The 13,444-nt window shown below is 53.2% G+C and carries 15 protein-coding genes; 9 read left to right on the forward strand and 6 right to left on the reverse strand.

All coding sequences use genetic code 11. From position 1 onward, the window contains the following. The first annotated feature begins 18 nt into the window (after positions 1–18). Positions 19–633 carry a glycine cleavage system transcriptional repressor gene (locus KGP16_RS19165; protein WP_021807112.1) on the forward strand — a complete coding sequence of 205 codons (615 nt, stop codon included), beginning with the start codon at positions 19–21 and terminating at the stop codon, positions 631–633. 2 nt (positions 634–635) lie between these two features. Next, on the forward strand, positions 636–1,100 hold the full coding sequence (gene bcp, locus KGP16_RS19170) for a thioredoxin-dependent thiol peroxidase (RefSeq protein WP_021178751.1): 465 nt from the start codon (positions 636–638) through the stop codon (positions 1,098–1,100). Between the two features lie 42 nt (positions 1,101–1,142). Here bcp and KGP16_RS19175 read toward each other — a convergent pair whose 3' ends face one another. Beyond that, a complete protein-coding gene (locus tag KGP16_RS19175) occupies positions 1,143–2,219 on the reverse strand; it encodes an AI-2E family transporter (RefSeq protein ID WP_021807113.1) in 1,077 nt (358 codons plus the stop codon). 303 nt (positions 2,220–2,522) lie between these two features. Here KGP16_RS19175 and KGP16_RS19180 point away from each other — a divergent pair, with 303 nt between their 5' ends. Together KGP16_RS19180 and arsC are read left to right on the forward strand one after the other, a co-directional pair. Further along, entirely contained in the window at positions 2,523–3,992 is a 1,470-nt protein-coding gene (locus KGP16_RS19180; protein ID WP_021178754.1) for a M48 family metallopeptidase, read from the forward strand. Between the two features lie 21 nt (positions 3,993–4,013). Beyond that, positions 4,014–4,367, forward strand: coding sequence for an arsenate reductase (glutaredoxin) (gene arsC, locus KGP16_RS19185; protein WP_223500202.1), 354 nt, complete (start codon positions 4,014–4,016; stop codon positions 4,365–4,367). 44 nt (positions 4,368–4,411) lie between these two features. Here arsC and KGP16_RS19190 read toward each other — a convergent pair whose 3' ends face one another. From KGP16_RS19190 to KGP16_RS19205, 4 genes are read right to left on the reverse strand one after another with little or no spacing between them, the layout of a single operon-like run. Then, positions 4,412–5,737, reverse strand: coding sequence for an MFS transporter (locus KGP16_RS19190; RefSeq protein ID WP_094982745.1), 1,326 nt, complete (start codon positions 5,735–5,737; stop codon positions 4,412–4,414). Beyond that, a complete protein-coding gene (locus tag KGP16_RS19195; protein ID WP_094982746.1) occupies positions 5,734–6,387 on the reverse strand; it encodes a DUF4286 family protein in 654 nt (217 codons plus the stop codon). The genes KGP16_RS19190 and KGP16_RS19195 overlap by 4 nt, the downstream gene beginning before the upstream one ends. A 51-nt stretch (positions 6,388–6,438) precedes the next feature. Further along, positions 6,439–7,788, reverse strand: a complete 1,350-nt coding sequence (locus tag KGP16_RS19200) for an amidase (protein ID WP_094982747.1) — start codon at positions 7,786–7,788, stop codon at positions 6,439–6,441. Further along, positions 7,788–8,504, reverse strand: a complete 717-nt coding sequence (locus KGP16_RS19205; RefSeq protein WP_094982748.1) for a DUF2848 domain-containing protein — start codon at positions 8,502–8,504, stop codon at positions 7,788–7,790. Before KGP16_RS19205 ends, KGP16_RS19200 begins: the two co-directional genes overlap by 1 nt. Positions 8,505–8,629: 125 nt before the next feature. Here KGP16_RS19205 and KGP16_RS19210 point away from each other — a divergent pair, with 125 nt between their 5' ends. Next, the gene (locus KGP16_RS19210) at positions 8,630–9,310 is read left to right on the forward strand and encodes a GntR family transcriptional regulator (RefSeq protein ID WP_024484904.1); all 681 of its coding nucleotides are present in this window, start codon (positions 8,630–8,632) and stop codon (positions 9,308–9,310) included. A 36-nt stretch (positions 9,311–9,346) separates the two neighbouring features. Here the strand turns inward: KGP16_RS19210 and hda are convergent, their stop codons facing one another. Continuing rightward, positions 9,347–10,048: a DnaA inactivator Hda gene (gene hda, locus KGP16_RS19215; RefSeq protein WP_024484905.1), complete on the reverse strand. Its 702-nt coding sequence runs from the start codon at positions 10,046–10,048 to the stop codon at positions 9,347–9,349. A gap of 172 nt (positions 10,049–10,220) precedes the next feature. On the opposite strand from hda, the gene KGP16_RS19220 reads away from it, so the two are divergent. From KGP16_RS19220 to KGP16_RS19235, 4 genes are all read left to right on the forward strand, one after another. Beyond that, complete coding sequence (locus KGP16_RS19220) at positions 10,221–10,718, forward strand: hypothetical protein (RefSeq protein ID WP_021807118.1); 498 nt, start codon at positions 10,221–10,223, stop codon at positions 10,716–10,718. 821 nt (positions 10,719–11,539) lie between these two features. Next, complete coding sequence (locus KGP16_RS19225) at positions 11,540–11,920, forward strand: helix-turn-helix domain-containing protein (protein WP_094982749.1); 381 nt, start codon at positions 11,540–11,542, stop codon at positions 11,918–11,920. Positions 11,921–12,051: 131 nt separating this feature from the next. Then, positions 12,052–12,618 carry a LuxR C-terminal-related transcriptional regulator gene (locus KGP16_RS19230; protein WP_094982750.1) on the forward strand — a complete coding sequence of 189 codons (567 nt, stop codon included), beginning with the start codon at positions 12,052–12,054 and terminating at the stop codon, positions 12,616–12,618. A gap of 212 nt (positions 12,619–12,830) precedes the next feature. Continuing rightward, entirely contained in the window at positions 12,831–13,391 is a 561-nt protein-coding gene (locus tag KGP16_RS19235; RefSeq protein WP_021178761.1) for a fimbrial protein, read from the forward strand. Positions 13,392–13,444: the final 53 nt, after the last annotated feature.

A 13,444-nucleotide genomic window follows, 5' to 3' on the forward strand; every position in this document is an offset into this window, starting at 1 on the left:
TGGCAGGCGGTTTTTTTTATGTTTACCTTGGTAACCCCATTCAGCACGACAGGAAGCTGCATTTTGCCTAAGCCTGATGAACACTATCTGGTGATCACCGCACTGGGCGCCGATCGCCCCGGTATCGTCAACGCCATCACCCGCCACGTCAGTAGCTGCGGGTGCAATATCGAAGATAGCCGTCTGGCCATGCTGGGTGAAGAGTTCACCTTCATCATGCTGCTTTCAGGTAGCTGGAACGCGATTACCCTGATCGAATCCACTTTGCCGCAAAAAGGCGCCGAGCTGGATTTACTGATCGTGATGAAACGCACAAACTCGCAAGAAAGACCGCCAATGCCAGCTACAGTGTGGGTACAGGTTGAGGTAAAAGACTCCCCGCATATCATCGAGCGGTTTACCGGCCTGTTTGATTCGAGCCAGATGAACATTGCCGAGCTGGTGTCACGGACTCAGCCAGCACAGGGGGATCAGCCCTCCCAGCTCTATATCCAGATCACCGCCCACAGTTCAGGTGGCCAGGATGCAACAAATATTGAACAAGCCTTTTATCGCCTATGTACAGAATTGAATGCGCAAGGCAGTATTAGCGTGGTGAACTATCCACAGCATGATGAGAGAGATGGAGAGTAGTTATGAGCCCATTGAAAGCCGGTGATACAGCGCCGAAATTTAGTTTACTCGACCAGGATGGCGAGGAAATTAATTTGGCCGACTTCCAGGGACAACGAGTACTGGTTTATTTTTATCCCAAAGCCATGACGCCAGGTTGCACCGTGCAAGCCTGTGGGTTACGGGACAACATGGATGAATTGAAAAAAGCGGGCGTCGAAGTGCTGGGTATCAGCACCGATAAACCCGAAAAGCTCTCGCGTTTTGTTGAGAAAGAACTGCTCAATTTCACGCTGCTATCCGACGAAGATCATCAGGTAGCTCAGCAGTTTGGCGTTTGGGGCGAGAAAACCTTCATGGGCAAAACCTATGACGGCATTCACCGTATCAGTTTCCTGATCGGCACCGACGGCAAGGTTGAAAAAGTGTTCGATGATTTCAAGACCACCAATCACCACGAAATCGTTCTGAACTACCTGCAGCAGTAAAGGGTAAAGCGCAGCAACATGAGTTGCTGCGCTTTATTTTTCTCACTTCACCTCATCCCCCACATCCACCAGCATGTCATCCGGCCAGGCGTGGATCACGGCTTTCACCAGCGTCGCTAACGGGATGGCGAAGAATACGCCCCAGAACCCCCACAGGCCGCCGAAGATAATCACCGAGAGTATGATCACCAGCGGATGCAGGTTGACCGCCTCGGAGAACAAGATCGGCACCAGCAGGTTGCCATCCAACCCTTGCACCACCAGATAAGCGATAATCAGCGTCCAGAAGTCGGCACCAATGCCCCACTGGAACATCGCCACCACCACCACCGGGATCGTCACCAGCACCGCGCCGATGTAAGGGATCAGCACCGAAAGGCCGACCAACACCGCCAATAACAGGGAATAACGCATATCCAGGATGAAGAACACCAGATAGGTCGCCACCCCGACGATCACCATCTCCAGCACCTTGCCGCGAATATAGTTGGTGATCTGTTGGTTCATCTCGACCCATACCTGCCCTGCCAACCCACGGTTGCGCGGCAGCACGCGGCGCACCGCATTGATCATCTGCTCTTTGTCCTTCAGCAGGAAGAACGCCATCAACGGGACCAGGATCAGATAGATGGCCAGCGTCAGCAGCCCAACCAGTGAGGCCAGCGAGAATTTCACCACCGACTCACCCATGCCCGACAGACGCTCACGCAGGTTCTGCGCCATCATATCAATGATACCTGCATCCACCAGCGCCGGGTAGCGTGTCGGCAAGGTCGCCGCATAGTTGTAGAACTGATTGAGCATGCCCGGTAAATCGGTCATCAGGTTGATGCCCTGCTGCCAGGCGGTTGGCGCGACCACGAAGACCAACAGCATGGCAATACCGCCAAACACGATCAGCATGATACTTGCCGCCCAGGTGCGCGAACATCCCAGACGCTGAAGGCGAGCGGTAGGCCACTCCAGCAGGTAAGCAAGCACTAGCGCCACCAGCAAGGGGGTCAAGATACCGTGAAAAAAATAAAGGATGCAGAACCCGGCAACCAGGATCACCAGCAACGCAATAGCTTGTGGATCGGTGAAACGACGTCGGTACCACTGTAATAACAACTCCAACATCAGAGATTGCTCCTTATTCCATCAATGGGGGTGAGGCTCGCCAGTCCCTATGCGGCCGAGCAGATATGACATGATTTTTAGATAATTTTAGCCCGGTTATCACCGTGCAGACGTTTCAATGTGGGTTGTGGCTGGCTATGATGTGATAACGTTTGCCGCTCAGGCGCACGATCCCCTGAAAATGCATTTTTGTGAGCCAACGCACTTTCGCGCTGATTGTACTGGAGAGTCTGGCACGGAAGAAGAACTCTTATCTGATACTGACGTCTTACTTGATGACTTTATTGAGGGAATGACCTGACTATGACCATCCGGTTGACTAAAACAGCGTTAACAGTCCTGCTGCTCGGCTCACTTTGCACCTCTGCGTTGGCGCCGGTTAACGCCCAAACGCAAGACCAACTGCCGGATATGGGGACTTCCGCGGGGGGGACGTTGAGCATCGGCCAGGAACTGACCATGGGCGATTTTTACGTGCGGCAGCTACGCGCAAGCGCCCCGTTGATCAACGATCCGCTATTGACCCAATATATCAACCAGTTGGGTAACCGGCTGGTCGCCAGCGCCTATTCGGTGCGCACCCCGTTCCACTTCTTTCTAGTCCGTAACGACGAGATCAACGCCTTTGCCTTCTTCGGCGGCAACGTGGTGCTGCACTCGGCCCTGTTCCGTGAAACCGACAACGAGAGCCAACTGGCCTCGGTCCTGGCGCACGAAATCTCACACGTGACCCAGCGCCATCTGGCCCGCGCAATGGAAGACCAGCAACGCAACGCACCACTGACCTGGGTGGGCGCACTGGGCTCTATCCTGCTGGCGATGGCCAACCCAACCATGGGCATGGCGGCGCTGAGCGGTACGCTGGCGGGAACGCAGCAGGGGATGATCAGCTTCACCCAGGCAAATGAACAAGAGGCCGACCGTATCGGTATTCAGGTATTGCAGCGCGCCGGGTTCGATCCCGAAGCGATGCCAGATTTCTTGCAAAGGCTGGCCGATCAGTCCCGCTATGCCTCAAAACCACCGGAAATGCTGCTGACGCACCCATTGCCAGACAGCCGGCTTTCGGACGCCCGCAACCGCGCCAACCAAATGCCGCGCCATCTGGTGCAATCCAGCCAAGACTATCTGCTAGCAAGGGTACGTACGCTGGGCATGTACAGCTCGGAAGGCTATGGTCTGAGCGAAGACCTGCTGAACACTTACAGCAAAGGCAACATTCGCGAGCAAATAGCCGCCAAATATGGCCGGGCGATCCTGTTCTATGAAGCCAAGAAATACGACGAAGCGCGCAATCTTATTCAGCCCCTACTGGCAAAAGATCCGAAAAACGTCTGGATGCTGGATCTGCTGACCGACATCGATCTGGGTCAGAATAAAGCCGCTCAGGCTATTGCTCGCCTTGAGGCGGTCAATGCGGCGCAAAGCAATAACCCGGTGTTGCTGCTCAACCTGGCGAACGCCTACGTTGAGGGCAATCAACCCGCTCAAGCGTCAAAAATCCTCAACCGTTATACCTTTGCCCATCCGGACGATCCGAACGGCTGGGATCTGTTGGCTCAGGCCAGTGCTGCTCAAGGGTTACGCGATGAAGAACTCTCCGCCCGGGCAGAAAGCCTGGCACTGGCAGGCCGTCTGGATCAGGCAATAGGTTTGCTCAGTAACGCCAGCTCATTGCAAAAGCTGGGCAGCCTGAAACAGGCTCGCTATGATGCGCGGATTGACCAACTGCGTCAGTTGCAAAGAACCTTCAGCAAGTTCCAACGCACTTGATTTGAACAAGGAAAGAGAAAGATGAAAAACGTCACTATTTATCACAACCCACGCTGCTCGAAAAGCCGGGAAACGCTGGCACTACTGGCACAGCATGGCGTCGAACCGCAGGTGGTGCTGTATCTGGATACGCCGCCTTCCGTCGCCGAGCTGAAAAAGCTGTTGCAAGAGCTCGGTTTCGCTTCAGCACGTGAACTGATGCGTAAGAAAGAAGATCTCTACAAGGAGCTGGGGCTGGCGGATGAAACCCTGAGTGAAGAACAACTGCTGCAAGCGATGGTGAGCAATCCGAAACTGATCGAACGCCCAATCGTGGTGAAAGGAGGCAAAGCCCGTATTGGCAGGCCACCAGAGCAGGTACTGGAGATCTTGTGATCCCGTGACGGCAAACCGGGCGTTAATCCGCCCGGCTGCTGTATTTACAACGGTTTATGCGCTGTTTCCCGGGCGGCGAGCAAGGCCCACAAGGTAATTAGCAGTGCCAGCACAACGTAAGCCGAAATCGCCAGCGTGCTGTCAAAAGAAGTGAATAACGAAGCAATGATCAACGGCGCAAAGCCACCTCCCACGATCCCCGCCAGAGTATAAGCCAGCGAAGAACCAGCATAGCGCACCCTGGTCGGGAACTGTTCGGTGATGAAGGCCGCCTGCGGGCCGAACATCGCCGCATGGATCAGCAAGCCAATCACTACTGCGGTACAAATCAACACCGGCTGACTGCTATCGAGCAACACGAAGAAGGCAAAAGCCCAGACTATCCCCGCCAGTGCCCCGCCGATATACACTGGTCGGCGGCCTAAGCGATCGGATAAGGCGCCAAACATCGGTACGGTAATCGCGTTGCCGATCGCCCCCAGCATGGTGGCAGTCAGCGCCAGTGGCCGTGGCAGGTTCAGCACCGTGGTCACGTAAGTCAGGGTAAACACCACCACCAAGGCGTACAACACGTCGGAGCCAATGCGCGAACCACCGGCGATCAGCAGCGAGCGTGGATGTTGGGTGAAAACCTCGCGGATCGGCGAATGGGTAACATCCCTCGACGCTTCCAACTTCAGGAATGCCGGTGTTTCCCCCACCCCACGGCGCAGCCACAGGCCAAAGATCACCAACACCAGGCTCAACAGGAACGGAATGCGCCATCCCCACTGTTGGAAATCGTCTGCCGACATCGCCATGGTCACCAACGCGATCAGCCCGGTGCCAATCAGCGAACCACAGGAGGGACCGACCTGCGCAAATGAGGCGTTACGCCCACGCTGATGTGGCTTACCGTGTTCCATCGAAAGCAGCACGGCTCCAGCCCATTCCCCACCCAGCGCAATTCCTTGGATAAAGCGCAGTGCCACCAGCAATATCGGGCTCCAAATCCCCCAACTCGCATAGCCGGGCAGTAACCCCATCAGCGTAGTGGTCACGCCCATGATCACCAGCGTGGCGACCAGCACAAAGCGTCGTCCCAGCACGTCACCAAGATGCCCGAAGACGATGCCGCCGATGGGCCGTGAAACATAGCCGACCGCATAAGTAGAAAACGCCAGAATGGTGCCGACCAGCGGATCGAATGACGGGAAGAAAACATGGTTGAAAATCAAGGCAGCCATGATGTTGTAAACGGTGAAGTCATACCACTCCAGCGCGGTGCCTATCGAACTGGCTGCCGCCAGCCTGCCGGTTTTAGGAGGATCGACGGCGTGATCTTTCACCGATAAGTCCACAATCGGCGTTTCAGTGGTGGACGTATTCATGATGCCAGCTCCTGTGAGGTCAACTGCCAGCCAAGTGCGTAATGCACCGCCTCGCCAGCAGGGATTTTCAACGTGTGGTAAGCCAGCTCACTCAAGCGCTGCCCCGCCTCTGCGCTACTGCTTTCGATCAACACCATAGGTAACAGCTGACGATTTTCCCGCGACTCTTGCGGAAGCGGTGAACTGAGCTCGGCGTTTGGCAACAGCAGGCTGCTGCGCACAAAACCCGGCTGTTCAGCCAGCACGGAACCCAGGCGCTCAACATCATCTTTCAGAGCGTCCTGCTCACTCAGTGCCAGAGTGATGATGCTCAGATGGCTACCGCTGCCCTGGCCGGTGACGGCTTCAACCGTGCAAACCCGGCGCATGGGATCGCGCATCTTGCCAAGGCAGGCAACCGACCACGGCGTCTGTTGGGTAAAGGCGTTGCGATAGGCCTGGGAGGTAAAACTGGCCAGAGAGGCGGTTTTATACAGCCCGAGGTATTTACGCCCACCCTGTAGCGCCTGATAGCGCGTACCGGAGAGAAAACCGGGAACACGCACCCGCTCCTCTACATGTTCACGGTCGTACCACTGATTGAAATCCGCCTCATCCTGCACGGCGACATCCGTTGCAACAAACAGCATTCCGTTCGGGGAACCGGTCATGGGTATTCTCCTGGTAGAGTCAGTAAGGCAAGGTGGCACCCTGCCGAAAAATTACGCGCCGGCAAGGCAACGTTCGATCGTCAGCGCCCAGCCCAGCAGCGCCTGGTCATTCATGGGTAACCCGGCCACCATCAGGCCGACGGGGGCCTCACCTGGCCGTTGGCAGGGTAGTGATAACGCACAGCCGTCGAGGAAGTTGATGACGGAAGGATTACGCAGTGCGGCACCGTTGGCACGGAAGTAGGCTTCGTCGTCCTCTGCCAGTTCGGCAAGGGTTGGTGCTATCAACGGCGCGGTTGGCATCAACAAGGCGTCAAAACCCTGCACCTTGGCTGTCACCCGTTGTTGCCAACTGGCACGCAGCTGCCGTAGCTGCTGAAGATCGCTCTCGCCCAACGGCTGGCCACGGCGAATGCGTGACAGCACCCGGGGGTCATAACCCTCGGCATATTCGGCAATCAACGGCTGGTGCCAATGCCAAGACTCCAGTGCCGTAAAGCCACCGGCACCATTGATCTCCGCCAATTCGGCGAATTCGCTGCAAGGGATAGCTTCAATCTGCGCACCGGCCTGGGCCAAACGTTTCAAGGTGCGCTCAAACGCCGCTGCAACCTCTTCGTCCAAGCTATCCAGCACTAACGTTTGCGGGACGGCAAAACGTGCACTCTCCAAGGATTGTGACTCAGGCCGTAGCGCTTGCTCGGCGATCGCCGCATCCAGTGCGATACAGCTGGCAACGTCATGAGCAATCACCCCAATAGAGTCCAGCGAAGGCGACAACGGCAGCAGTCCACCGCTGGCCATTCGACGGGCGGTAGGCTTATAGCCGGTCAAGCCACAGAAAGCGGCCGGAATACGTACCGATCCCCCGGTATCACTGCCAACAGCACCGCAGCACATACCGTCGGCTACCGAGACTGCCGCACCGGAAGACGATCCGCCGGGGATACGCCGGACGGCACGATCCCAAGGATTTGCAGGGGTACCAAAATGCGGATTGAGTCCCAGCCCGGAGTAGGCGAACTCGGTCATGTTGGTTTTACCGATCACCACCGCTCCCGCCTGCAACAGACGCTCCACTATCGCAGCGTGCTTCTTGGCCACCGCAGCATCAGCCAGCACCCAAGAACCGGCGGTAGTCACCTGTCCGCTCACGTCAAACAGGTCTTTGATCGAAACCGGCACGCCATCCAAAGGGGACAGCGGTTTGCCTGCTGCACGACGTTGGTCAGCCGCCAGCGCCTGCTGTTGTGCCCATTCGGCATACACCTGAGTAAAAGTACGCTCCCCTTCCCCTTGCGGATCGACGATCTGCGCCATGGCATCGGCGATCAACTGCCTAGAGGTAAACTCTCCACTAGCCAACCCGGCGGCGGCCTGCACAAGCGTTAATTTCGCCATCACGCCACCACCGGCAGTTCGATACTGCGATAGCTATGGGCGATGGTGCGCCCCAACACCTCATCCACCAGTTCCATACGGAACTCGGCTGATGGCCGGATCCCTCCAATCGCCGCCACCGTGCCACAGGTCATTGCCAGGCCATCACTCGGTAGCAGGGGGAGCGCCATGCCGCTTTCTGGCAGTTGCTGCCCACTCAGATAGCGTTCGAGCAAATCACCGGGGGTGCGCAGGCTGGCGAGAGTCCCCTGCTGATAAAGCTGAAACGCGCCGTTTTCCTTAATCCATGAACGCAAGATCAAGGAGTCCCAGTGATCGCTCACTTCGTGTAACGGCCAGGCAGCACGCGCTATCGGTTTAACGCAGATCTGCTTGGACAGTGCTACGCTCTGTACTTCCAACTGACGATCGGTATGATCGGACGCTAATGAGACATACAGTTCGCCGCCATGGCTGAAAATCAGCGGTTCCGCTTCGCCGGAGGTCGCCTCGCCGATCACTTCGATGCATTCGCCCTGGCTAAGTTGATTAACCGCCACACGGTAAAACAGCGGGACGCTGCTGGGTTGAGGGACGCCCAGCTCGGCCAGCTCCTGGATATGATGTTGAATTGCCTTATAATCACGACCGGTCCAGCCAGCGATGACCAGATGATCGATGTCAGCATCCAGCGTCTTGGCACTACAGGTTTCTGGTAAAGTAAAGGTCAGCCTCATGGCAATTGTGTCCCTTTGGTTAAAATGGTGTGAAATTTCACTATATCTTCAGTTAACAACTAAGCGACTGCCATGTGACGTTTTTGTGTACCATGTCTAAAAATTTCTTCTTGCAGGAGTAGTATGTGAAGACCATTGACGCAGAAGATCGAGGGTTCCCGGTAGCAGAGGAAGCCGGTTTGTCGCTCAATGAAGTGGCCTACCGCCGCTTCAAGCAGGCATTGGTGACGTTAAGTTACAAACCGGGTGAATACCTCAATACCGCGCAGGTAATGGGTGAGCTGGATATGGGCAGAACGCCGATCAATCAGGCGATCCACCGTCTGGCGAATGAGGGTTTGCTGCAGGTGATCCCGCGCAAAGGGGTGATGGTCTCACCGCTGTCTATAGACGATGCGTTAGAGTTGATTGATGTCCGGCTGGCCAATGAAATGCTGTGTATGCGCCTGGCCAGTGCCAAGATCACCCAGCCACAGGTTGCCGCACTGAACGCGCTGAATCAGCAGATCGAAGCCGCCAGCCTGGATCGTGACCGGGTACGGATGATGACGTTGGATCATCAATTCCATCAGGAGCTGGCGCAGATCGCCGGGAATAACATGTTGACGGATATTCTGAGCGTACTGCACGCCAGAGCCCAACGTTTCTGGGCCAGCACGCTGTCGCGGGAAGGGCATATGCAGGAAGTTATTGACGAACACCGGGCGATTATCAGCGCGTTGGCCGCACAGGACAGCGACGCCGCAGCTAGTGCTGCACAGGCGCATATCCTGTCATTCCGCAGTGCGCTGTTACACGAAGGGTGAATAACCTAAAAATGGGTAATGGGGAGTAGTGACCCGCTACAGCCCCAGAATTTCCTTCACAAACGGAATGGTCAGCTTGCGTTGTGCCGTGATCGACGCGCGATCCAGCTGATCGAGCGTCATAAACAGCGTGCGCATTTCACGATCCAGGCGCTTGAGCAGGAAACGGCCCACGTCTTCCGGCAGTTCGAAACCACGCAGTTTGGCGCGCAGCTGCAACGCCTGTAGTTTCTCTTCGTCCGACAGTGGCTGTAGCTTGTAGATCTGCCCCCAATCCAGGCGCGAGGCCAGATCCGGCAAATGCAGATTTAGCTGGCGCGGCGGACGATCGCCAGTGATAAACAGGCGGGTGCGGCCAGTTTCCAGAATGCGGTTATAGAGATTGAAAATCGCCATTTCCCATTCTTCATCACCGGCAATACACTCGATGTTATCAATGCAGACCAACGCCAGCTGTTCCATGCCGTCCAGCACTTCGGGCACAAAATAGGCCCGCTTATCCAGGGGCACATAGCCTACTGCTTCGCCACGCTGCGAGAGTTCGGCACAGGCCGCATGCAGCAAATGGCTGCGTCCCCCGCCTTCGCGTGACCAGAAATAGATGTAGCTACCATGCTCCTGACGGACTGCGGATTGGATCGCGGCTAATAAGGATGGGTTCTCACCCGGATAAAAACTGGCAAAAGTTTCATCATCGGGTAGATAAAGTGGCAATGAAAGCTGTGCCGGCGTATTCAGAAAAGCACCTCAACCAAAACTGGCAGGAAAACGCAATGAGTCTACCACAGAAAGCAACCGCTGTTGAACCCGCCATGAGAACAACGCGATTTAGTTGCCAAATTTGTCTTATACGACAAAGCTGTTCTAAGATAAGTCGTACAAATTGACGATCACCGAAAGGAGTTAGACCGTGAAAGCGTGGAATAAAGTGCTATTGGCCTCAATGGTAGGTTTACTGCTGGTGGGCTGCGATGATGCCAAGGTCGATTCCCACCTGGATAAGGCCAAAGACAGTGCCGAACAAATGAAAGATGCGGCGGAAAAGAAAGCGGATCAACTGACCGACGATGCCAAGGCCAAAGCGGAAGAAATCAAGCAGGCTGCAGCGGCCCAGACGGAACAGCTGAAGGATCAGGCTTCCGCCATTAAAGATGACGCCGCCAAGCAGGCAGATGCCCTCACTGATGAGGCCAAGGCCAAAGCTGCAGCGATCAAACAGGATGCAGACAAACAAAGCCAGCAGCTGATCGATCAGGCCAAAAACATCAAGGCCGATGCGATTAACGGAGCTAACGATCTGGCACAACAGGCCAAGGCAAAAACCGAACAGCTCAAGAACAGCATGGACAATAAGGCTCAACAAGCCGACGGTAAAACCGAACAGCCGGCCCAACCCGCCAATCAATAAACAGAGTTGCTCTGTATGGGCGCGGCATGTGCTGCGCCCGCTTGGCTACCCGCCCGTCATTTCTTTCCTGCCTTCCCACCCCTCTATTTACCAAAACCGGTGTTAAAGTGTCTGATATACCTTCCATCAAATAGACTTGGCCAAACCCACTTTTGGCGTATGGCCCAAGCGTTATCATTAATGTGAAGATTAACACCTCATTAAGATTTTTCTGGTTAATGAGGTGCAATCTGCCTCTGTTAAATGCCCCAATAAAAAACCGCCTAAAAACCAAAAAAGCAACATTATAAATACAATTAGTTTACACCAATACCTTATAGGTTAGTTAGGCCATCTCATTGAGATAGAATGATAAACTTTGAGTTTTATACCGCTGGATACTCCGTAATATGAGCCTGACAAACGGGAATCGCAGCTTGAACAGGTTCAGTATTCTCTGATGAGTCAGAAATTAAAACGGCTATAAATCTTCCAAGATTATTGGCCACAAAATAAGAATCAACGCAATTGCAGATTTATACATAAGTAATTGAATAAATTAAACTTACAAAACAAGAAAGCATTTTATACCAATTTAAATTTATTTTTAAAATTTTATGCTAGGGTAAAGACCATGATCAGTTGCAGCACAAAATTTAGCCCTCCTTGATTTGGCGGTTTTTATATCCAATAAAGTGAAGTTGTTTAGTCAAAAACTCCATTTTGTTACAAAATGGAAACCCTAAGATCAGGATATCAAACGTATTGTTTTATATGAGTATGAACATAGAATTGTCTTACCAACGGATAGGCTCTCTACCTAATAACAGGAGTTTTAGGAAATGGATAGGAAAAAACTATTTGGCTTCTGGGTTGAGCCGGATCTGCAAATCGATGTCAAGCATAACAGGATAGTTCGTCTCAGCACGGACAAACCTAGCGCCAACTTCTCCTGCGCGATCGTCTCGTTAAAAGAAGTGACGATGGCCATACTCACCTATTTACTCAAGCATGCCGGAGACAAGTATGTCAGCCGTCAGGAATTGCTAAGCGAGGTCATTGGCAAGATGAACTATTCATCTTCCAACCAATTCCTGTGGCAAGAACTCAAAGAACTTAAGTCAAAACTGGCGTTATTGGGTATTTCAGAAGAAATTATCATTACATCCAGAAGCAAAGGCGTCAGTATTTCAAGGGCCGATATAAAAACGCTTTACTATTAAAAATGGTCTAACAAGCAATACACTCAGCCAAGAGTCCGATTATCAACTTGCAGTTAAAAACAGTAAGCCAGGTTAATATTAACCCTGGTCCCTATTGTACCCACTGCCAGAACTGTATCTTTGAGGAAGAAATGAAGTATAAGCCAGCAATCAATATTTATGGGGTTGACTCATTTTTTAAATATGGAGTAGAAAGCGTCTTGGCCGATATTCCGCTACGCATGCCTTTGGAGCCAGGGCAGGCAATACCTCAAATCGACATATGGATAATCAGCCAGAAGTGCCTGACCGACGTGCTGCCTTTTGTTAACCGACCAAAACCGAAGACACCCAGCATCGTTTTTTGTTCTGAACGCTGCCAGCGTTTGTTACAAGGTACCCCTACCGACTGGAGCATTTGCCTGTTCGATCTGGATATAACCATCACCAGATTAAAACAAGAATTACAAAAAAAATTATCGATGCTGTTCTTAATGGGCCGGTTTGATATAAACAGCCCCCCAATGTTGAACTTGTCTGAAATGGAGAGGGAAACGGTGCGGCATTTATCGATGGGCCATAGCCCACACCGGGTGGCGCAGTTGACCCACAAAAGCGTTAAAACGATTAGTACCCACAAGCGTAATTCAATGAAACGACTAGGCGTACTCAGCAATCAGGAATTGATGATGAAGGTTAAAATCCTCGGACTGCACTGAAGCGTGTAAATCCGTCATTTAAACCAAGTCAGATAATTTAACCGCTCGTTAAAGGTAGCCGTATTAATGGGCGACAGGTTTGAACGTAGCTTTACGTTTAAAAAAGGAGGCGTGACGAATTAATAAGCCACTTATTGTTCGCTACAACCTACTTACACACCAAGTATTACCATGATGGTAACGATACTCGATCTATAAAGGACATTTTAAAGATGAAAAAAACAATTGTTAGTCTTTCTCTGCTGGCTGCACTGGGTTTGGCTACTTCTGTACAGGCTGCCTCAACCGGTACCATTACGTTTAATGGCCTGCTGACTGACAGCACCTGTGACGTGGACATCGAAGGCCAGGGCGCAGATGCCACCATCATTCTACCCACCGTTAGCGTAACCGAACTGACCAGCGCTGGTGACACCACCGGCCGTGCCTCTTTCAAGATGAACATCTCCAAATGTGTGATCGGCACTGCAGGTGGCCATTCCAAGGTTTCGGCGTTCTTCCAGCCGGGCAATACGGTAGACCTGGGCACTGGGCGCCTGAAAAACGTTGGCGGTAGCGCCACCAAGGTTGATCTGCAATTACTGGACGTGTCTGGCAACTATAAAGTCATCGACATCGGTAGCACCAACCAGGTCAACGATATGACTTATATCGATATCGATCAGGCCAAGGGTACCGCGCTGTTGCCTTACGCCGTTGAATATTATGCCAATGGCCAAACCACGCCGGGTACCGTGACCAGTAGCGTAGTTTATAACCTGCAATACAAATAATGTTTTGATTTATCAGGGAGGGTAACCTCCCTGTTCATTGTTCAAGGATAGTG

The organism is Serratia sp. JSRIV006 (assembly GCF_019968685.1).
GTDB classification, from domain to species: domain Bacteria; phylum Pseudomonadota; class Gammaproteobacteria; order Enterobacterales; family Enterobacteriaceae; genus Chania; species Chania fonticola_B.

Coding starts and splice junctions, on each gene's coding strand:
- KGP16_RS19235 (WP_021178761.1), top strand. CDS start 12,831: ATGAAAAAAACAATTGTTAGTCTTTCTCTGCTGGCTGCACTGGGTTTG.
- KGP16_RS19205 (WP_094982748.1), bottom strand. CDS start 8,504: ATGAGGCTGACCTTTACTTTACCAGAAACCTGTAGTGCCAAGACGCTG.
- KGP16_RS19200 (WP_094982747.1), bottom strand. CDS start 7,788: ATGGCGAAATTAACGCTTGTGCAGGCCGCCGCCGGGTTGGCTAGTGGA.
- KGP16_RS19175 (WP_021807113.1), bottom strand. CDS start 2,219: ATGTTGGAGTTGTTATTACAGTGGTACCGACGTCGTTTCACCGATCCA.
- KGP16_RS19190 (WP_094982745.1), bottom strand. CDS start 5,737: ATGAATACGTCCACCACTGAAACGCCGATTGTGGACTTATCGGTGAAA.
- KGP16_RS19195 (WP_094982746.1), bottom strand. CDS start 6,387: ATGACCGGTTCCCCGAACGGAATGCTGTTTGTTGCAACGGATGTCGCC.
- KGP16_RS19180 (WP_021178754.1), top strand. CDS start 2,523: ATGACCATCCGGTTGACTAAAACAGCGTTAACAGTCCTGCTGCTCGGC.
- arsC (WP_223500202.1), top strand. CDS start 4,014: ATGAAAAACGTCACTATTTATCACAACCCACGCTGCTCGAAAAGCCGG.
- KGP16_RS19165 (WP_021807112.1), top strand. CDS start 19: ATGTTTACCTTGGTAACCCCATTCAGCACGACAGGAAGCTGCATTTTG.
- KGP16_RS19230 (WP_094982750.1), top strand. CDS start 12,052: ATGAAGTATAAGCCAGCAATCAATATTTATGGGGTTGACTCATTTTTT.
- bcp (WP_021178751.1), top strand. CDS start 636: ATGAGCCCATTGAAAGCCGGTGATACAGCGCCGAAATTTAGTTTACTC.
- KGP16_RS19225 (WP_094982749.1), top strand. CDS start 11,540: ATGGATAGGAAAAAACTATTTGGCTTCTGGGTTGAGCCGGATCTGCAA.